Source organism: Nautilia abyssi (assembly GCF_055388085.1).
Genome location: NZ_AP042376.1, coordinates 1489915 through 1515000, shown reverse-complemented (window position 1 = coordinate 1515000; position 25086 = coordinate 1489915). Strand labels below are relative to the sequence as shown.

Here is a 25086-nt window from a genome sequence, read left to right as displayed (position 1 = left end):
TTTTACCTACACTGATTACCTCAAGCGTTTCTTCAAGGTTTTTAAGATGTCTTTTCATTTCATCGTACCAGATTGATAAAACAAGCCCGAATGTAATAGGTTCACCGTGAATACCGTGGCTTCTTCCGACCATAAGTGTATATTTATGCTCCATGGCTCTTTTTTTTATTGATTCCATTACCATTTTAACATCATCGATAATGATTTTGAGAGAATCTCTCATCTGAAGCGCTACTGCAGTATCGATAGTGTCACTTGAAGTCATACCGTAGTGAACCCATCTGCTCTCTTCACCCAAACTTTCAGCCACGCTTGTTAAAAACGCTATAACATCGTGTTTTGTTTCTCTTTCGATTTCATCGATTCTTTTAATGTCAAATTTTGCGTTTTGCTCTATTTTTCTGGCATCTTCGTCAGGAATAAGCCCAAGTTTGTTCCATGCTTTAACAGCCGCTATTTCTACATCAAGCCATGCTTTATATTTTGCATTCATATCCCAAAGTTTTTTCATTTCTTCCCTAGCATATCTTTCAACCATACCCTGCCTTTTTTAATGTAATTGTATCAAATTAACTTAGTTGTGCTATAATTCACTAAAAAAGGTGACTAATGCCTGATTTAGGATTTAATGAAATTTTATTCATAGCCATAATAGCGGTTATTGTTCTAGGTCCTGACAAACTGCCGGAAGCAATGGTTCAAGTAGGAAGATTCGTCGGAAAACTTAAAAAAATGTGGAGAGACGCAACTGCTGATATCAGAAGAGAACTTGAACTTGAGGAAATGAAAGAAGAAATGGAAAAATATAAAAAACAGCTTCAGGAATTACAAAAAAAAGTAGACAGTGACGTGGGAGCTATCAATCAGGGACTGACAAGCTTAGATGATTTAACCGCAATGGGAAAAAAGAAAGATTATTCGGATATGCTTAAATAATGGGTTTTATTGTTAAAGAGTTTTTAATAAATGATGAAAAAATTCTTGATTTTTTAGTTAAAAAACTCGGATTTAACGTCAGAGAAGCCAAAAGAGCCATTGACAGAGGGAGAGTTTCCGTCAATGATAAAAGAGTTACGAAAAAAAGCGCCCGAGCAAGCGGCAAATTAAAATGCATTGTTTTTGAACCCAACGGATACGGACTAAAACCTATATTTGAAACAGCCCATTTTGCAATATTCGACAAACCAAGCGGTGTCGCAATCCATCCTAAAAAACTTGCCAATACGAAAAGCCTGCTTGATGATGTAAGAGCGTTGTGGGGTAATGACGCAAACCTGGTCCATCGTTTGGATAAAGAGACTAGCGGGCTCGTCATGGCCAGTAAAAATAAATTCAGTGAAAGCGTGTTAAAAAAATCTTTCCAAGACAAAGAAATACAAAAAAAATATCTTGCTTTAATAAACGGTCATTTAAACAAAGAAACAACCATTAAAAAGCCTATAGCCGTAAACAAAGATGAAAATATAAAAGTAAAAGTTATGATTCATCCGGAAGGAAAAGAGTCAATAACGATAATAAAACCTATAAAAAAAATAGGAAACAAAACTCTCGTAGAATGCATTCCCTTAACGGGCAGACAGCATCAGATAAGAGTTCATCTGTACAGCATAGGACATCCGATAGTAGGAGATCCGCTATACGGGGTCAATAACGAATTTGCCGACAGATACTTAAATAAACTGATTGATGAAAAAGAACGTATTGAAAAAACGGGCGCAAAAAGGCTTATGCTTCATGCTTATTATCTTGAATTTATATTTATGAATAACAAATATGTAATTACAAGCAGATCTTTTGAAAAAGAATTAAGCGAAAATTAAGCTTTTTTAGTTATAATTCAAACTCAATTTCCCCTCCTTAAAAGTTTAAAACCTCCTCTACAAGGCCGATTCGGCCTGTTTAGGTTTTTTTATTTACAGTGTCTGTCACTTTATACATGTAATATAATTGTTCAATTTTTCTTTTTAACCATTTATTGCATTTTTCACAAAAATAACATTTTTTACATAATTTTTACCAAAAATAAAAAAAATAAAAAATTTTTTTGTTATCCCGAAATTTATTTATTGAAACAAATAAAGATAATTATTAAAATTTAATGAATACAATATTAAAGGAGAAAGGATGATGAAAAAAACGATTACTGTTTTGATGCTTTCTACATTAAGTTTTGCAACAGTAACCGCTAAAAACGACCAGGCAATTATTAAAACAGGTAACAGCTGCTGTATGAAACTTATGAAAAAGTTAAAAGGCGAACTTGTTACAACTATGAAAAGCAAAGGCCCTTTAGCAGCAATAAATATATGTGCCGAAAAAGCATATTCAATTACAAAAAGTGTAGAAAACTCCATAGGAAACGGCATAGAATTAAAAAGAACTACTTTTAAATACAGGGATCCTCTGGACAAACCAGACAAATATGAAAAAGAAGCGTTGGAATATTTCGAAAACGCCTTAAAACAAACGGGAAAACTTCCAAAATACTATATACAAAAAGTTCATATAAACGGTAAAACATATTATAAATATTATAAACCTCTCAGAATATCAAAAGCCTGTTTAATGTGTCACGGCTCAAACGTAAATCCAAAAATTTCAGAAAAAATTCATGAAAACTATCCTAATGACAAAGCAATGGGATATAAATTAGGAGACTTTAGAGGGGTAGTTGTGGCTACAATTCCTCAAGAGGCTATTCAATAGCCTTTTTTTATTTTTTCATAAAATTATAGCGCCTGACACTAAATCAGTGTTAATTTAAAAATTTCTTTTTTTCAATGGAGCGGGCTACGGGATTCGAACCCGCGACCTCCACCTTGGCAAGGTGGCGCTCTAGCCAGCTGAGCTAAGCCCGCAAAGTGCCTGGCACTGTAAGAACATACTTAAATGGCTCCGGCGAGAGGACTCGAACCTCTGACCCGACGGTTAACAGCCGTCTGCTCTACCGACTGAGCTACGCCGGAATGCGGATTGAAATTATAACAAAAATTCAAAACTTTGCAAGTATTATTTTTTATCTAATTTTTTTAAATACCAGTATATTGCCGGAAAACCGGCTAGTATTTCTATAAAAATAGTAGCTATTCTGCTTCCGATACTACCATGAAAAACATAAGCAATTAAACCGATAACCGGAGTCACTATAATTAAAGCTCTCCAAAGAACAGAGAAGTAAATTTTAATATATTTAAAAAATCTGTTCTTTGCTTTGAGTTGAATTCCAAACTGTTCAAAAAAATATCCTACCGCAAATATGCTGAATATAATAGTAACTGCAAAAATAGTTATAAAAATTTCTTTCATATAAAAAAACAGATGCCAGTAAACTAGCAACACCTCGAATATCATAAAGTCCGCAATTATAATAAACAGCATAAAAATCGCTATTTTCAGCCAAAGATTAAAAGCTTTTTTTAACATAAACATCCTTTTAAAGCAATATTTTACTATCGCAAGTATCTTATAATAAATTATAATTCTATTATATTATTTTAAGGTTAATCATGATTGAATTTAAAAACAAACTTACTTATATTGAAAATAAAAATCAAAATACCGAATTTAAACCCCATTTTCATCAGACATATTCATTTGCACTGATAACAAACGGGGAATGTGAAGTCATGTTTAACAGTAAAAAAATCACTTATAAAAAAAACGATTTTAGAATTATCAATCCTTATGAAGTCCATTATGTAACAAAAGGAATATGGGAATATAAAAGTATCGTTTTAGATACGGATACGGTTAATGAAATCACCTATGAAATAGCCAATAAAAAAAATTTAATTTTCGAAAATAAAATAAATTCCAAAGAACTTAACGGTTATTTTATAAAAATGTACAACAATCAGGAAGAATCCATCTATTTTTTCTTTGAAAAACTGCTTATTTACAGCAGACAGACAATTCATCTTCCGGAAAAAAAACTGCAATCCTCTTTGGAATACATAAACAGCCGTTTTACAGATAAAATTATCCTAGAAGATCTAGCGGCTTTAGAAAATTTAAGTAAATACCATTTTTTAAGACTTTTTAAAAACCAAACGGGACTTACACCCCATCAATATATAATAATCAAAAGATTAAATTACGCGATAGAGCTTATGAAAAAAGAAAAAAACCTGTCTATCGTGGCAACACTTGCGGGTTTTAGCGATCAAAGCCATTTTATAAAAGAATTTAAAAAAGTATTCGGTTTTACACCTAAACACTGATTTTGCAACTGAGTTGCATTTTTGATATAATTTTATTATGAATTGTCAAAACATAGAAAATCTCAAAAAAACGGAACTTAAAATAGCTTTATTGTTAGAAGAAAAACATCTGCTTAGTGCAAAAGAGTTGCAGGATTTTCTTGACGTAGACAAAGCAACCATATACAGAAACTTAAAACATCTGCTTAAAAAAAACACCATAAGGGAAATAAAAAACAGTGAAGGTATAGGTTATTACGAACTGAACTGTAAAATCCACAATCCAATCCATCCCCACTTTGAATGCAGAATATGCAAGAAAATATTTTGTCTTAAACCTTTTAACGCCGAAGATATTTTAAGTCTTTCCAATTACAGCGAATACGATATTGAAGAGATAGAAGTTATTTTTAAAGGAATATGCGATGAATGCAAAGAAGTTAAAAATGAAAAGTGAAAAGTTAAAAACATTATTAATTATGTTTTTTATGACACCGCTTTTTGCGTTGAATATAAGTGTGACGATACTGCCTCAAAAAGGCGTTGTTAAGGCAATAGGAGGAGACAAGGTAAGCGTAAACGTAATGGTTCCTCCGGGAAATTCGCCGGCAACTTATTCTCCCAACTTCAAACAGCTAAAAGAACTAAAAAAATCAGATATTTATTTTACTGTTGGAGTGCCGTTTGATAAAAAATATATTTCCAAAATTAAAGAAATAAATCCGCAAATTGAAATCATAGATTTCGGAAAATATCTTAAAAAAGACTCCAATCCCCACATCTGGCTGAGCCCGGCACTGCTGCAACTTGAATCAAAAATCGTTTTAGACACTTTATTAAAACATGATCCTAAAAATAAAAACTTCTATCTGAAAAATTATGAAACATATATCAGCAAGCTTGCAAAACTTGAAACCAAAGGCTTTAACAATATTCATCAAAAAGCTTTTATTACCTTTCATCCTTCATTTCACTATTTCGCAAAAGATTTTATGATCAAGGAAATTGCCATTCAAAAAGAAGGTAAAAGCCCAAGCTTCGCATATTTAGCAAAAATTATAAAACTGGCAAAAAAAGACCGTGTAAAAACTGTAATAATTTCACCTGAATTTCCGACTAAATACGCAAAAATCGTTGCGTCTAAAATTGGCGCCGAAGTAGTTGTGATTTCTCCGTTAAATGAAAAACCTTCGGTTACAATAAATCGGCTTATAGAGGTTTTGAAATGAATGCACTGGACGTAAAAAACCTTTATTTTCAATATGATAAAGAAACGGTGCTGGAAAATATAAATTTTTCTCTTAAAGATAAAGAGTTTATGGCAATAATAGGTCCTAACGGCGGAGGGAAAACCACTCTTTTAAAACTGATCTTAGGTTTTTTAAAACCGACAAAAGGCGAAATTTTCATATACGGAAAAAAACCTGAAAAAGTAAAAGAAATAATCGGATATGTACCTCAGCATACGAATTTTTCACTTGATATTCCTATTACGGTATTTGACATAGTTTTGCAGGGAAGACTGAAAAAAGGAAAATTTTTTTACAATAAAAAAGATAAAGAAAAAGCGATGAAAACTTTACAAACCCTTAAAATAGAACATTTTGCCGACAGAAAAATAAAAGACCTTTCAGGGGGACAGAGACAAAAAGTTTTAATAGCAAGAGCGCTTGTAAGCGAACCTGAAATAATAATCATGGATGAACCGACAAGCGCAATCGACCCTGCAGGACAGCAGGAAATACTCGATTTAATAGAAAGTCTTGATATTACAAGAATCGTTGTCAGTCACGATATAAAAATACTTCTCAGAAAAGTGGACAAAATCGCCTTTATAAATAAAAAAGCGGTAATTCACGAGGGGCCTAAACTAAATATTCCTAAAGACAAACATTTCTGTGAAGTTGAACTTATAGAATTTTTAAAGGAAGAATCGTGTGGGATTTAATATCTAATTCGGTATATGCCGGAGCGCTTTTAAGCATAGCGATAGGAATTATCGGAAGTTTGATAGTTATAAACAAAGCCACAGCCATTACCGGAAGTATCGCACACGGAAGTTTCGGAGGAATAGGTATAGGCATTTTTCTTGGAGTCAATATACTGCTTTCAACAACACTCTTTACTCTGCTTCTTGCTTTTATACTGTCATTCATAGCAATATACTACCGTCACAGGCTCGACAGTCTTATAGGTGTTATATGGGCGATAGGAATGAGTATAGGTATTATTTTTCTAAATCTAACACCCGGATACAATGCCGACGCTCTAAGCTATCTGTTTGGAAATATTCTTCTTATTGAAAACAAAGACTTGATAATAATGTCGGCAATAGACGCTTTACTGATTGTATCTGTAATTTTTCTCTATAACAGATTTCTTGCAATGAGCTACGATATGGAATTTTTAAAGGTCAGAGGCGTAAACGCTAATATTTTATATACTTATTTTTTAATTTTAACATCTCTGACCGTCGTTATGAGCGTTAAATCTATAGGTATTATTTTAATTCTGGCCCTTTTTACCATACCTCCTTTAATAGCGGAAAAATTTACCAAAAAATTCTATCAGATGATAATTTTAAGCTCCATCTTTTCCGCAGTATTTATAACAGCAGGTATTATTATCAGCTATTTTTACGATTTGGCACCGACACCGATTATCGTTATACTTGCTGCCGCGGGACTTTTTTTGAGTATGTTTAGGAAAAGGTAAAAAGGTATTTTTTAATTAGAACTTGCTCATTCAATAGGCCATAAATCTGTAAGTATAGTTTCATGTGCGAAAATTTATCATAAAAAACAACACTTCAATATAATTCATTTAATACAGATTGCAAAAGCACTTAACGTCGACATCTGCGATTTTTTAGAAGAAATTTCTTCTAAAGTTTAGCAGTCATTTCGGCAGGAGTCAGAATTTTCACTTTTGATGTTTTAAAGCCTTTTTTATCTCTTGTAACTATATAATCTATACCTTTCATATATGCGCTTGAATAAACAATGCTGTCTTCAAAATCGTTAAAACTGCTATTTAGCGCTTCAAGCAAAACCGCTTTGTTAACCTCGGCTATTTCAAACAGTTTTAAAAGTTTATATACTATTTCATCCGCCGTTTTTTTATTAAGAGACTTTGAAGTTAAATAATGTATTGTATCTATACTTGAAGCACATAAAAAACCTTCAATCTTTTTATTTTCAACTGCACTGAAAATTTTATACATTTCTTCAAAAAACGGCTCTCTTTGTAAGAAAAAATCGAGAACGACATTTATATCTAGTAATATTTTCATAAATATTTTTCTTCCAAATGTTTTTTATAATCTTCAATTTTTACATCTTTTAAAATTCCTGCCAAAGAATCGGTAATAGGGGCGGATTGATTTTTTTCAAGTAGTGATTTAAAAAATTCATTAACTATTGCTGATACACTCGTATTTTTCTTTTTTGCATATTTTTTTATTTTTTCAATAAGTTCTTTATCACTGTAAAGAGTAATTTTTGCATTCATTTCAATCCTTGTTGTATAGTTTATTTATTATTATACGACAATTTTAGTATAATTTCAACAAAAAAGGAAAACCTTGTATCTTGTAAGCGAAGAGCGTCTTGAAAAAATGAAAAGTATTTTAAACACCCGTCAAAATACCCTGAGGGTTTTTATGGATTATGTATTCTCATCACACAACCTCTCGGCAATCGTCAGAACATGCGATGCCGTAAACGTCGGAAAGCTTTACTACAGACACCAGAGAAAAGTTAAACTTAACAACGAAATAACAATGGGTGCGCATAAATGGATATTTCACGAATATGTTGAAGATATTGAGGAATTTTATAAAAGCATTAAAAAAGAAGGCTATCAGGTGGTAGTAACGCTGCTTGATGAGGAAACGGTCGATTTCAGGGAAGTTGATTATACAAAACCGACCTTAATAGTATTAGGCAACGAAGTGGACGGTGCAAGCGACATAAGTATAAAATACGCAGATAAAAAAGTAATAATCCCGATGTACGGAATGAGCCAGAGTCTTAACGTATCCGTAGCAAATGCGGTCATTTTGTATGAAGCTCAACGCCAAAGAGCCGCAAAAGGCATGTATGACACTCCTTCACTGCCTCAGGAACTGATTGAAAAAACCCTTAAAAAATGGGCATATGACGATATTATAGAAAAAGAACTGAGAAGAGTAAGACACAAACCCAAAAATTAATTATTGAGTGTCCAGCTCTTTCCATGCTTTATTTGCATCCTGTTTTTGCATTTGTATGGAATTGCCTTTATTTACTTCCTGCTTGGAACTGCATCCCGTAATAAAAAAAAGAACACAGATACCAAATAAAATTTTTTTCATTCTAATCCTTTATAATTAATGTAATCCGTCTGTTTTTGGTGTAAATTTTAAGTTTTTTATTATTTTTGCCGGAAATATTGAGATAAAGGGTATTGGCGTCTTTATAACCGATTTTGTTAATGGTAAGCCCTCTTCTGAATTCATATTTTAAATCGGAAAGTTTATCGTTTTTATTTAAAGGTTTAAAATAAATCAGATATGTAATATTCGGTTTTATATAATATTTTCCTTTATTGCCTATTACGTTAATTACAGGGATATATTTATCCTCCACTTCAAAAGACCATTTATAACTTTTGATTTTACCGTCTATTACAAAATCGGCTTCAACATTGTATTTTGCTCCGTATTCCAGTCTTTGCAGCGGAAATAAAACAAAATCGGTTTTTTTAAGCATATGATTTACATCGGTTTCAGATGTAATTATTTTAACATCGTTAACAGGCATTTTCCCTTTATACAGAGTAAATGTAATAAGCTGTATTTTCTTGTTTTTATAATAATACGGATTAAAGCTTATACTTACAGGATAACCGCAGACTCCGTAATCCGGAAGAGGATCGGGTATTTCATCATAAAAAACAGGCGGAGTGTTTTTCATCCCGTTATACGGCCAGAACACAACTTTGGGATTATTCTGCATATTTGCAATATATACTTCTTTTGGAATTATTTTATTTTTATCCCTGCAAAGACCTGCAAACCCACTGTTAAATTTTTCCAAATTATCACAGGCTTCACTAATATATTTATTTCCCATATCATATACATAAATATCGTTTAAACGGTAATAGCCTATTTCGTTAATATTAAAATTCAAAAAAGCTAGTCTGTGATATATCGCACTGAATAAATCTTTAACAGATTCTTTATAGCTTTTTTCTCCTTTTGAAATATTTTCAATAACAAACCTGGAAGGATAACCGCAGCTCATTGCCCTGTCAGCCGGAGTAACGCCGGCGAATCTGTATCCGTATTTTTTTTCGTAATGAGAAAATTCATTGTTTTTAAACATATATTTTGCATGCAGTTTTGCTGCAAAATCCAAAGAAGGATTATCTTCCAATGAGTTCAAACCCACAGCGCTTCTGTATTCGTTTATAATAAAAAGAGGATTGGCAAAAAGAAAAACGGCTAAAAAGATTATAATCTTTTTCAAAACTCTATCACCCTTCCGACGCCTCCGGGAATGTAATTTTCCCCGTAAGCGTCTTTAAACATTTCAATAGCCATGTCACCGCTGCAATGCGTAGGAGTTACGTATTCTACACCCAAGCTTTTAAGCTCTTTTATAGTTTCGATTATTTCTGCTTCAGAGCTTCTCATAAGATGGAATCCTCCTAAAGCATACAATACAGGCTTATTCAGCATTTCCATTGCCCTTTTTACAATATTTACGATTCCCGGATGCGCACATCCGGTCACAACCACGCTAAATTCCCCCTCGTCAATCACAAGACTCTGCTCTCCTACAGGTTCCATTACGCCCGTAGTGTAAAAACTTCCAAAAAGTTTCTTAGGATTACTGTCCGCTACAATTGTTTCACGTGAAAGCGTTTTTAAATCCCTTATATAAAGCTTTGAGAGTGAATTAGGAAGTATCAGGCTCATTTTTCTGTTTACGTCCACAATACTGTCGATTCCGCCTATATGATCCCAGTGGGGATGTGATATAAAAAGGTATTTAAATTCATTAATATCAAATCCCGTTTTTGCTATGTTTCTTACAAGCGCACGCCCGTTGCTTCCCGTATCAAAAAGAAAATAGTCATTGATTACACACGAAAACCCCCAAAAACTTTCCAGTTTTTCGTTTGCTATGTAATTGTCAAATACTATGCTGAACTGCATTTTTTACCTTTGTTTTTTCATATTTTAGCACAACCGTCTAAAGCATAATAGACAGTTTAAACTTTTTTTTAATTATAAAGCAAACTTTTATATGCACTTAACGGTATTATTGCAATTTTTCGGTTGAAATGTAAGGGTTGTGAGAAAAAGAAAGGGCGGGAGTTTTTATATAGTTTTTAAATACAATTGACTGATTTTCATTCTTACATATATCTGTGTTTGCCTGTTTTAATAAAAAGCACTGAAAATTCTTCCCAGTCATAAAGATAAATTAAAATTCCGAGCTTATCATCGGCTATACAGGTTGAACCTGTTGCGCTTGTCTTCCAAAAGTTATAAAACGGCAGTTTTTTAATGTCTTCCTCTCTCACATAGTCCTGATTATCAATATTATATACTTTTAATCCAAAATAAGTTGTTCTTTCTTTATTGTTAGAAGACATTTGCAAACCTTTTATAATTTTGTTGGAATAATTATAATATATTTTTCCCGTTGGACTATTTTATGAAAAGCTGGATTATCTTGTGATAATTACGTATATTTATTCTTCCGCCAAGCCCAAATTTTTAAGTCTTTTTTTAATGCTTTTCCAAAGCATTTTGTGATTATCGGGAAAAAGCAAATTTATAACTTCATCGTCAAGCGCATATTTCCAAACGACTTCGGGAGTAAATACAGTATTCATTTCATATAAATCCATATGGGTTAAAATTTTTGAAAACCATCTCTTTTTTACATCTTCGTCAGCGTTGGCGAGCATAAAAAATAGTCTGCGTTATTTTTGTTTTAGCCATTTTACTTTCCGTTATCTTACCGGACGCCCTATTGACACAGTCCCGTCCGGAAGTCTATATCTATAGTCAGGATCTCTTATAGTTTTTATTTCGGTTTTTATTTCGTATTCCATTTTATCAAGTCTGTTTAATACATCTTTGTGGTGTTGGATAAGGTTGTCGCTTATGTTAGCCTGATTACCACTTAATACAGCTACTAATTCTTTTCCCGCTTCGCTCAACTCATTATGAATATACTCTTTCAGTTTCTCAAATTTTTCACCGTTGTCGATTAGTCCGGCTATGCCTTTTAGTTTTTCGTCTATTTCGCCCATCAGTTTTTCATCGTTTTTATCAAGCGCTTTTTTTATAAAATCCGCAAGCGTCATTACGACTTCCTCTGCTAACGCTTTATAAAACTTTTTAGTTTCCTCTTTTGTTTCCTGTGCGTTTTCTTTTGCTTCCTTTACCTCATCCTTCACTTCGGCTAATTCTTTTCTTAACTGCTCGTTTTCGGATATGAGAGAGTCGATTTTGCTGTTTTGTTCTTCCACTTTTTCAAGGATTTTTATTAAAATGTCTTCGTTCATTTTAATTCCTTTATTAAACTTTTACCTGTCCGTCAAACTGCTTTACAGACTCCTGCACAATCTGGTTGTATTTTTCGAAATACCCGTCATACTCTTTTCTGATTTCTTTATATCTTTCTTCAAGACCGTCAATACTGTCAGCCCCGTTCATTCTAATGCTGTTGGATAACTCAAGCGCTTTTTTCTGCAGGGTTTTTATTCTTTCGGCATCTTTAAGTTCTTCTCTCTTAACTACGATATCCTCATACCAGGCTAGCTGCCCTATGACATCCGCAAGTCCGGCAAGTATTACTTCTGTTTTTAACGAATCCATTATCATTCCTTTAAACAAACTTTTTCTATTATAGCACTTTTTTATTAAAATCCTAAAATTTTATTTTAAATCTTTTTTCCCTTTTACAACTTTAAAAGCTCCGCCGTTGCAGTCGTTTATTCCGAATTTAAGACTCTCAAGACTGTCGCCATAAAGGTTTTCTTTACATTCAAAATCTTTAAATCCCGCTTTTTTCATAAGGTTTATTATATCGTTTTTGGTAAAAAATGTAGCAGGTGCGTAAAATTTGGATTTTGCTTTGTTTTTTTCATACATTCTGCCAAGAGGCGAGTCCAGATCAACAAAGGCAACCAAGAGATACCCGCCTTTTTTAAGTGCTTTATAGCAGTTGTTTATTGTTTTTTGAGGATCTTTTACAAAGCATATTGTCGTCACCATCAATATAAAATCAAATTCATCCTCAAAATCCATCTCTTCAGCCGTTGTTTCAATAGCTTCAATACCTCTGCTTCTTGCGATTTCGGCCATTTTACGGCTCGGTTCTATCCCGAATTTGATACCAAAAGGCGCCGCAAACCTCCCGCTTCCGACTCCCACTTCCATCCCTCTGCCTTTTGGCAAAAGGGTTTTTACGGTTTTAAGCTCTTCTTCATAGATTTCATGATGTTTTTCAAACCACTCTTCATAGTCTTTATAATACAAATCAAAAAGGCTCATAAATCCTCTTTTTGTTTGATTATACTAAAAATTCCTAAATTCTACGGGTATTAAATCTGATATTTTGGAAGTGTCTAATTTTCTTTTTTGCGGTCCGATATTGCCAAGTGTTTCTTTATCTGATTCGAAGTAGTTTTGAAGGTAATATATGCCTTTGTAGCCTTTATTATGCAGTGTTTTGATTATTTCGTTTATATCGTCTTCATTCAACAAATCTGTATGAACGGTTGTGCGGACTTCAAATTCAACGTTGCTCGATATTAAAAAATCAAGTGTTTTTTCGTATTTGTCGAAATGTCTGCTTTTTGTAACAGTTTCAAACTTTTCGGGCGGGGCTTTAAAATCAAGCGCGATATAATCGACAAGATTTTCATCAACCATCTGTTTAATGACGTCAAAATTCAGTCCGTTGGTGTCGAGCTTGATTTCAAAACCCATCTCTTTAATTTTTCTGCTAAAAGGAATAATATTTTTATAAAGCGTGGCTTCACCGCCTGTAAAACTTACACCGTCAAGCAGCCCTACACGCTTTTTCAAAAATTCCAGCACCTCTTCTTCTTCTATCTGTTTTTCCCCGAATACGACGTCTTTGTTATAACAGTAAGGACAGCGCATATTACAGCCGCTAAACCATAAAATCGCACAAAGACGCCCGGGAAAGTCAAGAGAAGAAAACTTTTGAATAGAATAAATACCTAACATTCTTTGAAATAAGTTCTTTCTTTATGCTCTGCTTTTTTACCGATATTAAAACTTTCAACAGGTCTGTGATAACCCATTACTCTTGTATAAACCATGCATTTTTGTCTTTTTTCTTTTACTTTTTCTAAAATTTCTTCTTTTGATAATGTTTTTACTTCCATTCTTTCTCCTTTTATTTATTAAATTTTTCTTTTTCTATTTCTTCTAAAAGCTCTGCATCGCAATACGGACAGTACTCGTGTTCACCCGCAATATATCCGTGTTTCGGACATACCGAAAATACAGGCGTAATAGAAATATACGGAAGTCTGAATCTCGTAATTGCCTTTTTGACGAGGTTTTTTGCCGCTTCTGTGGAGCTAAGTTTTTCGCTCATATACAGATGCAGAACGGTTCCTCCGGTATACATAGTCTGAAGTTCGTCCTGAAGCTCAAGAGCTTCAAAAGGATCATCAGTATAATCGGCAGGCAGCTGAGAAGAGTTAGTATAATAAGGAGCATCTTCAAAGCCCGCCTGGATCATATTAGGGAATCTTTTTTTATCTTCTTTTGCAAATCTGTAAGTAGTTCCTTCTGCAGGTGTTGCTTCAAGGTTATAAAGATTTCCTGTTTCTTCCTGATATTTTTTAAGTCTCTCTCTCATAAAATCAAGAATTTCTTTAGCAAATTCAACTCCCCATTCGCTTGCTATGTTTTCTTTGTCGTTAGTAAAATTTCTAATCATTTCATTCATACCGTTAACACCGATGGTTGAAAAATGATTGTTAAAACCGGGGAGATATCTTTTCGTATAAGGATAAAGACCTCTTTCATACATTTCCTGAACAAATTTTCTTTTTTTCTCAAGCGTTGATTTGGCGAGATCCATAAGTTCCGTCAGTCTTTCGAGAAGAGCCTGCTTATCTCCTTTATAAAGATATCCGAGTCTTGCCATATTGATAGTCACAACACCTATACTTCCCGTCATTTCAGCACTACCGAAAAGTCCTCCTCCTCTTTTTAATAGTTCTCTTAAATCAAGCTGAAGCCTGCAGCACATACTTCTGACTGCTCCCGGTTCGTATGCGTTAGGATTTCTGACCCTGTTTCCGTTTTCATCAATTATATACTGACTTCCTATAAAATTTTGAAAATAACTGCTTCCGATTCTTGCCGTATTTTCCCAAAGAGCTTTTGCCGCAGGAGAATCCCAGTCAAAATCTTCTGTTATATTAACAGTCGGAATAGGAAACGTAAACGGCTGTCCGATTGCATCCCCTTTTGTCATAACTTCATAAAAAGCTTTTATTATTTCCTGCATTTCAGGCTCAAAATCTTTATACGTAGCATCGGTGAGTTTTTTGATTTTAGGATTTCTTTTTTGTAATTTTTTTAATAGCTCTTCATCTTCAACACCCTCTAAAAGATGTTTGTTGTTGCGTGTAGGAATCTGGTCTTTCAAATCATCGGGCACCGTAAAGTCAATGGTAATATTCGTAAACGGGCTCTGTCCCCAACGTGCCGGTACGTTTAGGTTATATACAAAACTTTCAATCGCTTCTTTTATCTCGTTATATGAAAGCTTGTCTTTAAATACATAAGGAGCCAGGTATGTATCGAAACTGCTAAATGCCTGTGCGCCGGCCCACTCGCTCTGGAGGATTCCAAGGAAATTGGCCATCTGTCCAAGAGCGCTTCTGAAATGTCCGGGAGCTTTTGCCTCAACCCTTCCTCTTACTCCGTTAAACCCTTCATTAAGCAAATTTCTAAGACTCCATCCCGCACAGTACGGTGCCAGACAGTCAAGATCATGTATATGATAATCTCCGTCTCTGTGCGCTTTTCCTTCGGCAGGAGAATATACTTTGTCAAGCCAGTAATTGGCTATAACCTTCCCCGCGGTATTGTTTATAAGTCCCGCATGAGAATATCCCGTATTTGAGTTGGCGTTTATCCTCCAGTCCTGTTTTGAGACATATTCGTCAATTGTAGTATTACAGTTAATATAAGTCGCTTCTTTATCAAGCAGATTTTCTCTTTGCAGTTTATGCAGATGTCTGTAAAGCATAAAATTTTTCATTACGTCAAAATAGCCGTGTTTATACAATGAGTGCTCTATTAAATCCTGAATATATTCCACTTCCGGGGTTTCGATTTTCTGCAGCTGTTTAATAACTTCTTCAAATACTTGAGGATCATACGAAACATTCGTAGCTTCAAAAGCTTTTTTAATGGCATCTTCTATTTTATAAGGAAAATAGTTCTGAGGAGTACCGTCTCTTTTAATTACTTTTTTCATTTTTACTCCTGAATTTTTATTCAATAATAGGAATTATATATCCTTTTTTTTAATGTAAACTTAAGCAACGCCGGGAGTTCGAGAGTATTTTTATCTTAATAAGAGTTTTTTATCCGATTTTACGGGATAGAAAGAAAAGAAAAAAATTTTAAGATTTTTTTACGCTATAAGAAAATCTTTTACCTGCATACATAGGTTTAACTTCACCTACCATCTGAGGAACAATATACTCCTCTTCAACAAGCACTACCTCTTTTTCAGGCACAGCTAAATCAAAGTTTCTTCTGGCGTTGTCGCTTATGAATTTTTGGAACGTATCATTATCACCGTCAAAAAACTCGGCAAGTGCCGGAAGAATAACAGGTGCGCTGAAAAGTCCGGCGGCGCCTTTTAGTTTGTTTTCTATCGAATGAGGCGCACTGTCGCTTCCAAACATAACTTTTGGATGTCCTGATCGCACAATTTCCTGCAGGGCATCCCTGTCTTTTGGCGTTTTAACCACCGGTTTACAGAAATTATGAGGATTTAAACTTCCTCCTATTAAATCGTCAAGCGTTAAAAGCAGATGATGAAGTGTCACCGTTGCATAAAGATTATCATGTTTATCTAAAAGATCTGCAAGATTATATGTAGAAATATGTTCCATTATGATTTTAAGATTAGGAAAATCACTGGCAAGTTTTTCATATACGACTGCAAACTCTCTTTCCCTGTCAAGCACAAAACCGTTTGTTTCGCCGTGAACCGAAAGAGGAATACCGAGTTCTTGCATAATTTCCAAAACAGGATATACGTTTTCAATCGATTTTACACCTGCTTCGCTGTTAGTCGTTATACCTGCCGGATAAAGTTTCACAGCAAAAATATCGTCTTTTAAATCTTCTAACTCTTCTTTTGTATATTCTCTCATAAAAACATTCATAAGAGGCGTAAAATTTTCACTGTTTTGCAAAATTTCTTCCCTGTATCCTTCAAGTCTTTCTCTGTTATCAACAGGGGGAACTAAATTTGGCATAACAACGGCCGCCGCAAACTGATTATACGTATAAGGTATTACATCTCGCAGCATTTTGCCTTCTCGCAGATGCAGATGCATATCAATAGGAGTATTCAAAGTAATCATCGGAAGCCTTTTTTATGTAATTTTATCATAAGTTGGTTGTTTGAATTAAAAGAGGAATTAAAGAACGAATTTAATGTCCTTATGTTCCTGAAGTCTTTTGAAAAATTCGTTTCTTTCCTCTTCGCTCGTTACGTAAGCTTCAAATTTTTGAGAGTGGTATTTTCCATGCGATTTGTTGTCTTCAACATTGCATTCCTGATTGTTTATGCATTCTTTAACTGCCTGACGCATTTTTTCTTTATCTTCGCCTATTATTCTGAAACCCCACATTCTTGGATATTCTATTTTGTTTTCTTTTTCTGACATACTGCCTCCTTAAAACTTATATATTTATTAATATTATATCAAAAATTTAAGGAAAAGTTAAGAAAGAGAAGGTTTACATAAAGTAAACGATCGGAACGATAGTAGGATATTTTTTCGTTTTTCTAAATACGTGTTTTCTGATTACGTTTCTAAGCTCGTTTTCGAAAATTCTCGTTTTTTCGTATACGTAATCTTTTGCATGGTCTATATAATTGATTAAAATATCTTCCATTTCTTTTGCGAAATTTTTGTCTTCTTTGTCTGCAATAATACCGTATGTCGTTACACGAGGGCGTGAAAGCAGTTTTTTCTTCTGTTTGTCAACCTGCGCAACGATCATTATAATACCCTCATTTGCAAGTTTCTGTCTGTCTAGCACTATATCCGTTTCGATTTTTTCATTTATCTGATTATCGATATAAATTTTACCCACTTTTACGGATTTGACTTTTCTGACTCTTTTAGGAGTAATTTCCCACTGCTCTCCGTCTTCCATAACGAATATGTTATTTTCATCCATCCCGAGGCTCATAGCTGTTTCTCTGTGTTTCATCAGGTGATTGTATTCACCGTGCACAGGGAAAAAGTATTTAGGTTTTACAAGTCTTAGCATAAGTTTTTGTTCTTCCTGAGCCGCGTGACCCGAAACGTGGATTTCGCTGAAATCCTGATATGCAACTTTTGCGCCTTTTTTCATTAAGAAATTGATTAATTGTGATACTGTAGGTTCGTTACCCGGAATCGCTTTTGCGCTTATTACTATCTGATCGCCTTCTTTAATCTTAACATGTCTGTGTTCGTCTATCGCCATTCTGTATAAAGCGCTCATACTTTCACCCTGGCTTCCAGTAGTTACTATTAAAATCTCATGATCTTCATATTTTCCTATTTCATAAGGATCGATAAATATATCGCGAGGCAGTTTTATATAACCGAGATCCATCGCTACATTCAGGTTCTGCTCCATACTTCTACCAATAATACACACTTTTCTTCCGTGTTTAATACCTCTTTCGATTGCCTGATATACTCTGTGAATGTTTGAAGAGAATGTTGACATTATCACTCTTCCCTTCGCTTTTAAAAACAGGTCGTCAAACGTATTTCCTACTACGCTTTCACTAGGTGTAACTCCCGGCTTATATGAGTTCGTAGAATCACTGAAAAGCGCTAACACACCCTTTTCCCCGTAATATGCAAATCTGTGTAAATCAGGCGCATATCCGTCAATCGGAGTATGGTCTATTTTGAAATCTCCCGTATGTATAAGTGTTCCTACGGGCGTCTGTATTGCCAAAGATGAACTGTCTATAATAGAGTGCGTCATATGAATCCACTCTATTTTAAAATCTCCTATTTGAATCGGATGGCGTTTTTTAACACTTCTGAAATAGCTTTTATACTGTAATAATTTATGCTCTTTAAATTTATTTTCAATCATTGCAAGAGGAAGCGAAGTTCCGTAAATAGGAAACTGCATTTCTTTAAACAGATACGGTACAGCTCCTATATGATCTTCATGCCCGTGTGTTATGATAAGACCTTTGATTTTGTGTCTTATTTCTCTTAAATAACTGAAATCGGGAATTAAAATATCCACTCCGTGCATATCTTCATTCGGAAAACTCATTCCGCAGTCGATTATAATCGCACTGTTTTCCGTTTCAAGAACAGCACAGTTTCCTCCGATTTCGTCTAATCCTCCAAGAGGCGTAAATCTAACCCACCCTTTTGCATTATTGTCTATTTTTGTATGTGAATTAAGTCTCGCCTGTTGAATTTTTTCGTTTTCGTTAAATGCTTTGTTTAAATCTTTAAACCAAACAAAGTTTTTCGGATCTGTCTTTTTTTGTTGATAATTTTTTTTAGTTTTAACAACGGCTTTTTGATTTTTTTCTTCCATTTATTCTCCTTTCTTTAGCCTAGCGGACATTAGAAAAGAGCTGGAAAAAAGTAGAGCCGTCTACCTGGTGAGGCCGTATGCTTTTGGCAAGTCCGAATTTTTCAGGATCAAAATCCTTATATTTCACGGATAAGTTTTTTCTGAGAGTTTTTCTAGGGTTTGCAAAAGCGACTTTTAAAAATTTTGCAAACTCCTCATTAAAAGAGTTTTCAAACTTTTCAAATAAAATCACACTGCTTGTAACCTTGGGCGCAGGAATAAACGCACCCGGAGGTATATCAAACAGTTTTTTTACTTTAGCCACACTTTGTGCAAGTATCGCTAAAGATGAGTAATTTTTATCCCCCGCTTTTGCAGAAAACTTATCCGCAACTTCTTTTTGAATAAGTACTAGTATGTTTTTTGCATTTTTATCTTTTAATGCTTTTAATATTATATTTGTCGCAACGTAATAAGGTAAATTTGCAATCAAATCATACTTTTCATTTTCAAGAGTTTCTTGCCAAAACTCCAATACATCACCACATTTTAATTCAAGATCAGGAAATTTTTCTTTTAAAATTTCACATAAATCTTTATCAATTTCATAAGCTGTTACTCTTCTTTTTTCCAGCAGCTTTTCTGTTAAATCGCCTAAGCCAGGCCCAATTTCTACTACCAGATTATCGGTGTTGGGCATCGCTTGGACGATTTTATCCAAATAATGTTTATCTTTTAAAAAATTTTGTCCAAATTTTTTCTTTGCCTTGATTATATCATATCCTTTTACTAAATGTAAATAGTTTGATAAAATTATAACAAAAAAGAGGCTGAGAAACAGCAGCGTTTTAAAAGAAAGAGAAGTTATGCATATTCTGACAAATAGGAATAATCGATATTCTGCTTTTCAGCCTCTGCTATTTTATAAAGGATATTAATGGAATATTTTGCTAAGCGTATAATACCCTGTCTGGATGTAAAAGACGGCAGAGTTGTTAAAGGCGTAAATTTTGTAGGACTTAGAGATGCGGGAGATCCTGTAGAAGCCGCAATACGATATAATGAAGAAGGAGCCGACGAACTCACCTTTTTAGATATTACCGCCAGCCATGAAGGACGTAAACCGATAGTAGATATTGTAAAAGAAGTCGCGCGTGAAGTTTTTATTCCTTTAACCGTAGGAGGCGGTATAAGCGAACTTGACGACATTTACAATCTATTAAATGTAGGCTGTGATAAAGTTTCTATAAATTCCGCCGCCGTAAAAAACCCGGCATTTATTAATGAATCCAGTAAAAGATTTGGCAGCCAGTGTATCGTTGTCGCAATCGATGTAAAAAAAGTGGCTTCTGACAAATGGCATGTTTTTATAAAAGGCGGAAGAGAAGATACAGGTCTTGACGCTATTCAGTGGGCTAAAGAAGTCGTTGACAGAGGAGCGGGTGAAATACTGTTAACATCAATGGACACCGACGGGACAAAATCAGGCTTTGATATTGAAATAACCGAAAAAATATCAAGACTAGTAAACGTTCCTGTCATTGCAAGCGGCGGCGCAGGTAAAATGGAACATTTTAAAGACGTATTTGAACATTATGCAGACGCTGCTCTTGCCGCAAGTATTTTTCATTTTAAAGAAATCGATATTATGGATCTTAAACATTATCTCAATAAAAACAATATAAGCGTAAGGATTAATTAAATGAAAAAAATTTTTATTTTAATGGTTTTACTAGTTAATATATTTGCCTTTGATGTAGTATTTACAAAAGTATTTACCAAATATGTCGTTCCAAAAAAAGACGCGATATTAATTAAAACAAAAGCGCAGAATTTAACATTTCCTTTTAATTATATCAAAACCGATGACGGTTATATTCTGCTAGGAGACACGAGACAAATAAATATGTGGCTTGATAACGAATTTTATGCACCTCAGGATGCTCAGTTCGAAAATATTAAAGTCGCTTATATAAATTCCGACAAACTGCAATATTCAGTTATAAAGCAGGTAAAACACACATATAAAAAATGTAAAATAAAAGAATTAATATTTTTATCGCCGGATGAAAACAAAATAATAACCAAGCCTGAAACCGTTAAACTAAAATATAAAGTAATTCTTGATTGTAAATGATTCACGTGAAACAAAATAAAAAGGTATATAGAAGTGATAATAAGCGCAGGTAATAAAGAGATATTTAATTTTGCCACCCCGATAGGAGTTGGACTTATTAATTCAGCAATTAATCTTACAAGGATCTGCTTATTTCAAAAACCTGAATTTTTAATCTTTATCGGAACGGCCGGAAGCTACGGTAATAAAAAAGTTTTTGATATTATAGAGACAAGCAGTGCTTCAAATATTGAGAACTGTTTTTTAAACAAAAACTGTTATACGCCTATAGAAAACATAATAAGTTTTTCAAAAGATGTTTCCCGTGAAACAATTATAAACTCTTCAAACTATATCACCACTGATAAAGAAATATCTGAAAAATACTTAAAAATGAAAATAGATGCGGAAAATATGGAATTTTATTCGGTTATGAGCGTGGCAAAAGAATTTGAAATACCTACACTTGGAATTTTTGTTATAACAAATTACTGTAATGAAAGTGCACACACTGAGTATATTCAGAATATTGAAAAAGCTAAAAAATTATTAATTGAAAGACTTGTAGAAAAAAATATATTAAAGGAAATTAATGGATAAAAAAATATTTATGGATTATTTACCTGATGAACTGGTAGACATGGGCATAAAACCGAAATTCAGAGTTAATCAGCTTTATACATGGATATATAGAAAATATGTAGAAAACTTTGATGAAATGCAAAATATTCCTAAAGCTTTAAGAGCAGAATTAAAAGATAAATTTATAATCAATCCACTGGAACTGGTAAATCATGAGATAGCAAGCGACGGTACGGAAAAATTCTTGTTTAAAATGCAAGACGGACATACGGTAGAAACCGTATTAATAAAAATGAAAGATGAAGAAATAAAAGACGGAAAGAAAAAAGAGGCAAAATATACCGTTTGTGTTTCAACGCAAGTCGGATGTAAAGTCGGATGTGCATTTTGTTTAACCGCAAAAGGCGGATTTGTAAGAAATTTAAGCGCAGGTGAAATAGTTGCACAGGTATGGTGGATGAAAAAATTTAAAAACTTTGACGAAAATAAAGCGTTAAATATCGTTTATATGGGAATGGGCGAACCGTTAGACAATTATGAAAATTTAGTTAAAGCTATTAAAATCTTAGCCGATCAGAACGGAATGAATATTTCCCCAAGACGCCAGACCGTTTCTACATCAGGAATAGCTCCGAAAATAAAGAAACTCGGAAACGAAAATTTAGGAATAAACTTAGCGATATCATTGCATGCCGTAGATGATAAACTGCGCGAAGAACTGATACCTCTTAATAAAGCATACAACATTCAAAGTGTAATAGACGCTATCAGAGAATTTCCGATTGACAAAAGAAAAAAAGTTATGTTTGAATACCTGGTAATAAAAGATGTAAATGATGATATTGAATCGGCAAAAAAACTTGTAAAGCTTTTAAACGGTATTCCGAGTAAAGTTAATTTAATATATTTTAATCCATATCCCGGTACCAATTTTAAAAGACCTGATGATGAAACTATGAAAAAATTCCAAGATTATTTGATCAATAAAGGAATAATGTGTACAATTAGAAAAAGCAAAGGAATGGATATATCCGCCGCATGCGGACAGTTAAGGGAAAAAAAACTAAAAAACGATTAAAGGTTTAAAAATGGCTGAATTAAAATACTTACCTGCGGGAGTAAGACTTCATTTTAAAGAACTTGTTTACAAACTGACTGATGATTTAAACAGATATTATTATTTTCATTTTGAAGATATTCCAACCGGATTAAAAGCTGAAAAACTGTTAAAAGACTACAATATCAAATCAATTCCTACACCTGACGAAATATTTGAAGACTGCGGAGTGTCAATACTGACTACTGACAAAGAAACTATTAAAGATGTTTTATTAAAAGAAGGAATAAATTTTGAAATCTGGAAATATGAAAACGGATTTAAAAAAATAGAAGGAGAAATTGTTCCAAATGAAAAAGGAACATGTAAAATATAATTATTTATAAAATTTTATATAAGCTCTGTTTTTCAGTTTGGAAAAATAGTCTTTTAGAATCATTTCTCTTTTTTCAGCCGCAATTTTATTTGCTATTGCGTTTTTGACTTTATCAAACGGGATATACGCACTTCCGTCTTTTCTATCAATAAAATACATGCTATATCCTAACCCGTCGTTAATAATAGGAGTAAATTCCCCTACTTTGGTTTGTTTAAATAAAAATAAAAGTCCTACAGGCAATTCATTATAACTGTAAACCTGAGTAGACGTTTTTACGTTTGCGTTAGCTAAAGGATTTGATTTTATTTTATTTAATATTTCTTTGTTATTCGCACTGTATTTTGTTACCTGGACAGTATTAAAAACTTTAAAATCATTCTTATGATTTTTATAATAATTTTTTATTTCATCGTCAGATATATTTAATTTAGTCTGAACAATCTGATCAAAAAGTTTTTCTTTTAAAAGATTCTGTTTTATCTGTTTTTTTACTTTATCCAGTTCGCCTTTTTGCATTAATATGTTTTTAAATTCGAATAAACTAAGCCCGTTTTGTTTAGCAATCTTTTCCATTGCGTTTTCTACTTCAAAATCATCAACTTCTATTCCTCTTTTTTTTATTTCGCTTTGAATAAGTTTTTGATCCAAAAGATAATTTAAAGCTTTCTGTTTAGAAATATTCATTTTTTTTGCAGTTGTATCAACTTCATATGAAGTAATAGGAATATTATTAACAGTTGCAATTATTTTATCTATCACCTGTGCGTTTAATAATATTACCAGTCCTAATGTAAACAGTAATTTTTTCATTTAAATCCTTTAAAATAATTCTCTGATTTTTTTTAATGTTTCAAGCATATGTTTTATATCTTTTTCTCCGACTTTATCCATTATCATTTTATGGTATTTAAACGCAATATCATCGGCTTTTTTCAACATTTCCCTGCCGTTTTTTGTCAGTTTGATATAAAAAGAACGGTTGTTAATGCTTTCTTTTTGTATTAAGCCTTTATGATCCAAAGATTTAATAATTCTGGTAATAGTAGCCTTGTCCCTGTTTAAAAGTTCGGATATTTGTGTCGGTGTCAGTTTTTCTGATTCTGAAACGAGTTTCAAAACACCATACTGCTCTGAACTTAAATCATAATTTTTTATTTCCCTATTGAAATTTTTTCTAAGCAAATTTAATGTTGTAGTAAGTGCATAACCGACTGACGTTTCTTTATTATATTGCATAAAAATCCTTTCAATTGATTATGCAATTATTGCAAGTGTAATTAATTAAGTCAAGTAGATGATTAATAAAAAAGAGAGAAGAGGAATTATTTAGCCGCAGCTTCTTTTAAAGCGTTTAAAGCAGCTTCATAATCCGGTTCAGCGGTAATTTCGTCAACTAATTCTTTATATACCACTTTTCCGTCTTTTCCTACTACGAATACAGCTCTTGCACTTAATCCTCTTAACGGTCCTTCTGCTATAAGTGTTCCGTATGCAGCTGAGAAACATTTGTCTCTGAAGTCGCTAAGTACTTGAAGATTTTCAATTCCTTCAGTTGAACAGAATCTTTTTGCGGCAAACGGCAAATCCATAGATACAACATATACAGTCGCTCCTTCAACAGATGCCGCCTGATTGTTAAATTTAGCAGTCTCCATTGCACATACAGGAGTGTCTAGACTAGGCACGGCTACGATTAACTGAGCTTTGTCCTGAGCTCCTCCTACAGTTACCTCTTCTAATCCGCTGTTCGGAAGCGTTACAACCGGTGCATTGTCTCCTACGTTTACCTGATTTCCGTAAAGTGCTACATCGTTTCCTTTTAATTTTGTTAATGTTGGCATGTTTAATCCTTTTTTTATTGAAGTATAACAGAAAGAAAAAAAATAAAAAAGAGTATTTTTA

36 protein-coding genes and 2 tRNA genes (1 of these 38 only partly in view) are annotated in these 25086 nt (G+C 33.4%); 14 read left to right on the top strand and 24 right to left on the bottom strand.

Annotation, left to right across the window (positions count from 1 at the left end; all coding sequences use genetic code 11):
- Window positions 1-538, bottom strand: partial view of an adenylosuccinate lyase gene (purB, locus tag ACZ5EP_RS07965; RefSeq protein ID WP_464508684.1) — the 5' end (the start) only. The gene continues 794 nt to the left of window position 1, outside the view; the window shows 538 of its 1332 coding nt (coding positions 1-538); it begins with the start codon at window positions 536-538; its stop codon lies off the left edge, out of view.
- A 71-nt stretch (window positions 539-609) separates the two neighbouring features.
- Here purB and tatB point away from each other — a divergent pair, with 71 nt between their 5' ends.
- The 3 genes from tatB (at window position 610) to ACZ5EP_RS07950 (ending at window position 2706) form a co-directional block, all read left to right on the top strand.
- The gene (gene tatB / locus ACZ5EP_RS07960) at window positions 610-936 is read left to right on the top strand and encodes a Sec-independent protein translocase protein TatB (RefSeq protein ID WP_464508683.1); all 327 of its coding nucleotides are present in this window, start codon (window positions 610-612) and stop codon (window positions 934-936) included.
- On the top strand, window positions 936-1820 hold the full coding sequence (locus tag ACZ5EP_RS07955) for an RluA family pseudouridine synthase (protein ID WP_464508682.1): 885 nt from the start codon (window positions 936-938) through the stop codon (window positions 1818-1820). The genes tatB and ACZ5EP_RS07955 overlap by 1 nt, the downstream gene beginning before the upstream one ends.
- Before the next feature lie 304 nt (window positions 1821-2124).
- Complete coding sequence (locus ACZ5EP_RS07950) at window positions 2125-2706, top strand: Tll0287-like domain-containing protein (RefSeq protein WP_464508681.1); 582 nt, start codon at window positions 2125-2127, stop codon at window positions 2704-2706.
- 75 nt (window positions 2707-2781) lie between these two features.
- On the opposite strand, the gene ACZ5EP_RS07945 is transcribed toward ACZ5EP_RS07950, so the two are convergent.
- The 3 genes from ACZ5EP_RS07945 to ACZ5EP_RS07935 form a co-directional block, all read right to left on the bottom strand.
- Window positions 2782-2858 (bottom strand) — tRNA-Gly (locus ACZ5EP_RS07945).
- Between the two features lie 32 nt (window positions 2859-2890).
- Window positions 2891-2966: transfer RNA gene (locus ACZ5EP_RS07940), tRNA-Asn, on the bottom strand.
- A 43-nt stretch (window positions 2967-3009) separates the two neighbouring features.
- Complete coding sequence (locus ACZ5EP_RS07935) at window positions 3010-3423, bottom strand: hypothetical protein (protein ID WP_464508680.1); 414 nt, start codon at window positions 3421-3423, stop codon at window positions 3010-3012.
- A gap of 83 nt (window positions 3424-3506) precedes the next feature.
- Between ACZ5EP_RS07935 and ACZ5EP_RS07930 the strand changes: the two genes are divergently transcribed.
- From ACZ5EP_RS07930 to ACZ5EP_RS07910, 5 genes are read left to right on the top strand one after another with little or no spacing between them, the layout of a single operon-like run.
- Window positions 3507-4220 (top strand): AraC family transcriptional regulator, encoded by a 714-nt coding sequence (locus ACZ5EP_RS07930; protein ID WP_127682011.1) that lies wholly within the window; start codon window positions 3507-3509, stop codon window positions 4218-4220.
- Between the two features lie 37 nt (window positions 4221-4257).
- Entirely contained in the window at window positions 4258-4656 is a 399-nt protein-coding gene (locus ACZ5EP_RS07925; protein ID WP_127682013.1) for a Fur family transcriptional regulator, read from the top strand.
- Window positions 4625-5428 (top strand): metal ABC transporter solute-binding protein, Zn/Mn family, encoded by an 804-nt coding sequence (locus ACZ5EP_RS07920; RefSeq protein WP_464508679.1) that lies wholly within the window; start codon window positions 4625-4627, stop codon window positions 5426-5428. Before ACZ5EP_RS07925 ends, ACZ5EP_RS07920 begins: the two co-directional genes overlap by 32 nt.
- Entirely contained in the window at window positions 5425-6147 is a 723-nt protein-coding gene (locus ACZ5EP_RS07915) for a metal ABC transporter ATP-binding protein (RefSeq protein WP_127682017.1), read from the top strand. Before ACZ5EP_RS07920 ends, ACZ5EP_RS07915 begins: the two co-directional genes overlap by 4 nt.
- On the top strand, window positions 6135-6914 hold the full coding sequence (locus ACZ5EP_RS07910) for a metal ABC transporter permease (protein WP_464508678.1): 780 nt from the start codon (window positions 6135-6137) through the stop codon (window positions 6912-6914). The genes ACZ5EP_RS07915 and ACZ5EP_RS07910 overlap by 13 nt, the downstream gene beginning before the upstream one ends.
- A gap of 169 nt (window positions 6915-7083) precedes the next feature.
- On the opposite strand, the gene ACZ5EP_RS07905 is transcribed toward ACZ5EP_RS07910, so the two are convergent.
- Window positions 7084-7491 carry a type II toxin-antitoxin system VapC family toxin gene (locus ACZ5EP_RS07905; RefSeq protein WP_464508677.1) on the bottom strand — a complete coding sequence of 136 codons (408 nt, stop codon included), beginning with the start codon at window positions 7489-7491 and terminating at the stop codon, window positions 7084-7086.
- Complete coding sequence (locus ACZ5EP_RS07900; protein WP_127682023.1) at window positions 7488-7709, bottom strand: DUF6364 family protein; 222 nt, start codon at window positions 7707-7709, stop codon at window positions 7488-7490. Before ACZ5EP_RS07900 ends, ACZ5EP_RS07905 begins: the two co-directional genes overlap by 4 nt.
- Before the next feature lie 151 nt (window positions 7710-7860).
- Here ACZ5EP_RS07900 and ACZ5EP_RS07895 point away from each other — a divergent pair, with 151 nt between their 5' ends.
- Window positions 7861-8412 (top strand): TrmH family RNA methyltransferase, encoded by a 552-nt coding sequence (locus ACZ5EP_RS07895; RefSeq protein ID WP_464508676.1) that lies wholly within the window; start codon window positions 7861-7863, stop codon window positions 8410-8412.
- On the opposite strand, the gene ACZ5EP_RS07890 is transcribed toward ACZ5EP_RS07895, so the two are convergent.
- From ACZ5EP_RS07890 to rsmA, 15 genes are all read right to left on the bottom strand, one after another.
- A complete protein-coding gene (locus tag ACZ5EP_RS07890) occupies window positions 8413-8553 on the bottom strand; it encodes a hypothetical protein (protein ID WP_464508675.1) in 141 nt (46 codons plus the stop codon). It abuts the gene before it with no gap.
- Window position 8554: 1 nt separating this feature from the next.
- Window positions 8555-9712, bottom strand: coding sequence for a CAP domain-containing protein (locus ACZ5EP_RS07885; RefSeq protein ID WP_464508674.1), 1158 nt, complete (start codon window positions 9710-9712; stop codon window positions 8555-8557).
- Entirely contained in the window at window positions 9709-10404 is a 696-nt protein-coding gene (locus tag ACZ5EP_RS07880) for an MBL fold metallo-hydrolase (RefSeq protein ID WP_464508673.1), read from the bottom strand. Before ACZ5EP_RS07880 ends, ACZ5EP_RS07885 begins: the two co-directional genes overlap by 4 nt.
- A gap of 203 nt (window positions 10405-10607) precedes the next feature.
- A complete protein-coding gene (locus tag ACZ5EP_RS07875; protein WP_464508672.1) occupies window positions 10608-10847 on the bottom strand; it encodes a hypothetical protein in 240 nt (79 codons plus the stop codon).
- Between the two features lie 99 nt (window positions 10848-10946).
- On the bottom strand, window positions 10947-11165 hold the full coding sequence (locus ACZ5EP_RS07870) for a hypothetical protein (RefSeq protein ID WP_464508671.1): 219 nt from the start codon (window positions 11163-11165) through the stop codon (window positions 10947-10949).
- Between the two features lie 45 nt (window positions 11166-11210).
- Window positions 11211-11768 carry a coiled-coil domain-containing protein gene (locus ACZ5EP_RS07865; RefSeq protein WP_464508670.1) on the bottom strand — a complete coding sequence of 186 codons (558 nt, stop codon included), beginning with the start codon at window positions 11766-11768 and terminating at the stop codon, window positions 11211-11213.
- Window positions 11769-11781: 13 nt separating this feature from the next.
- Window positions 11782-12081, bottom strand: a complete 300-nt coding sequence (locus ACZ5EP_RS07860; protein ID WP_464508669.1) for a hypothetical protein — start codon at window positions 12079-12081, stop codon at window positions 11782-11784.
- A gap of 60 nt (window positions 12082-12141) precedes the next feature.
- Complete coding sequence (locus tag ACZ5EP_RS07855; protein ID WP_464508668.1) at window positions 12142-12759, bottom strand: class I SAM-dependent methyltransferase; 618 nt, start codon at window positions 12757-12759, stop codon at window positions 12142-12144.
- Window positions 12760-12783: 24 nt separating this feature from the next.
- On the bottom strand, window positions 12784-13461 hold the full coding sequence (locus tag ACZ5EP_RS07850; RefSeq protein WP_464508667.1) for an anaerobic ribonucleoside-triphosphate reductase activating protein: 678 nt from the start codon (window positions 13459-13461) through the stop codon (window positions 12784-12786).
- Complete coding sequence (gene nrdD, locus ACZ5EP_RS07845) at window positions 13455-13622, bottom strand: anaerobic ribonucleoside-triphosphate reductase (RefSeq protein ID WP_127682043.1); 168 nt, start codon at window positions 13620-13622, stop codon at window positions 13455-13457. The genes ACZ5EP_RS07850 and nrdD overlap by 7 nt, the downstream gene beginning before the upstream one ends.
- Window positions 13623-13633: 11 nt before the next feature.
- A complete protein-coding gene (locus tag ACZ5EP_RS07840; RefSeq protein ID WP_464508665.1) occupies window positions 13634-15739 on the bottom strand; it encodes a ribonucleoside triphosphate reductase in 2106 nt (701 codons plus the stop codon).
- 148 nt (window positions 15740-15887) lie between these two features.
- Window positions 15888-16862: a dihydroorotase gene (gene pyrC, locus ACZ5EP_RS07835; RefSeq protein WP_127682047.1), complete on the bottom strand. Its 975-nt coding sequence runs from the start codon at window positions 16860-16862 to the stop codon at window positions 15888-15890.
- A 57-nt stretch (window positions 16863-16919) separates the two neighbouring features.
- The gene (locus tag ACZ5EP_RS07830; RefSeq protein ID WP_015902641.1) at window positions 16920-17168 is read right to left on the bottom strand and encodes an HP0495 family protein; all 249 of its coding nucleotides are present in this window, start codon (window positions 17166-17168) and stop codon (window positions 16920-16922) included.
- A 73-nt stretch (window positions 17169-17241) separates the two neighbouring features.
- The gene (locus ACZ5EP_RS07825; protein ID WP_464508664.1) at window positions 17242-19071 is read right to left on the bottom strand and encodes a ribonuclease J; all 1830 of its coding nucleotides are present in this window, start codon (window positions 19069-19071) and stop codon (window positions 17242-17244) included.
- Between the two features lie 19 nt (window positions 19072-19090).
- Window positions 19091-19771 (bottom strand): 16S rRNA (adenine(1518)-N(6)/adenine(1519)-N(6))-dimethyltransferase RsmA, encoded by a 681-nt coding sequence (gene rsmA, locus ACZ5EP_RS07820; RefSeq protein ID WP_464508663.1) that lies wholly within the window; start codon window positions 19769-19771, stop codon window positions 19091-19093.
- Between the two features lie 216 nt (window positions 19772-19987).
- On the opposite strand from rsmA, the gene hisF reads away from it, so the two are divergent.
- Genes hisF through ACZ5EP_RS07795 form a run of 5 tightly spaced genes read left to right on the top strand, consistent with a single transcriptional unit; the run spans window position 19988 to window position 23181 of the window.
- Entirely contained in the window at window positions 19988-20752 is a 765-nt protein-coding gene (hisF, locus tag ACZ5EP_RS07815; RefSeq protein WP_464508662.1) for an imidazole glycerol phosphate synthase subunit HisF, read from the top strand.
- Entirely contained in the window at window positions 20753-21187 is a 435-nt protein-coding gene (locus tag ACZ5EP_RS07810) for a hypothetical protein (RefSeq protein WP_464508661.1), read from the top strand.
- A 33-nt stretch (window positions 21188-21220) separates the two neighbouring features.
- Window positions 21221-21766: a phosphorylase family protein gene (locus ACZ5EP_RS07805; protein WP_464508659.1), complete on the top strand. Its 546-nt coding sequence runs from the start codon at window positions 21221-21223 to the stop codon at window positions 21764-21766.
- On the top strand, window positions 21759-22826 hold the full coding sequence (gene rlmN / locus ACZ5EP_RS07800; RefSeq protein ID WP_464508658.1) for a dual-specificity RNA methyltransferase RlmN: 1068 nt from the start codon (window positions 21759-21761) through the stop codon (window positions 22824-22826). Before ACZ5EP_RS07805 ends, rlmN begins: the two co-directional genes overlap by 8 nt.
- Window positions 22827-22836: 10 nt before the next feature.
- Complete coding sequence (locus ACZ5EP_RS07795) at window positions 22837-23181, top strand: putative Se/S carrier protein (RefSeq protein ID WP_127682061.1); 345 nt, start codon at window positions 22837-22839, stop codon at window positions 23179-23181.
- On the opposite strand, the gene ACZ5EP_RS07790 is transcribed toward ACZ5EP_RS07795, so the two are convergent.
- The 3 genes from ACZ5EP_RS07790 to tpx form a co-directional block, all read right to left on the bottom strand.
- Complete coding sequence (locus ACZ5EP_RS07790; RefSeq protein WP_127682063.1) at window positions 23182-23994, bottom strand: peptidylprolyl isomerase; 813 nt, start codon at window positions 23992-23994, stop codon at window positions 23182-23184. It lies immediately after the preceding gene.
- 9 nt (window positions 23995-24003) lie between these two features.
- Window positions 24004-24420 (bottom strand): MarR family winged helix-turn-helix transcriptional regulator, encoded by a 417-nt coding sequence (locus ACZ5EP_RS07785; RefSeq protein WP_464508657.1) that lies wholly within the window; start codon window positions 24418-24420, stop codon window positions 24004-24006.
- Window positions 24421-24506: 86 nt separating this feature from the next.
- The gene (gene tpx, locus ACZ5EP_RS07780; RefSeq protein ID WP_464508656.1) at window positions 24507-25025 is read right to left on the bottom strand and encodes a thiol peroxidase; all 519 of its coding nucleotides are present in this window, start codon (window positions 25023-25025) and stop codon (window positions 24507-24509) included.
- Window positions 25026-25086 lie beyond the last annotated feature (61 nt).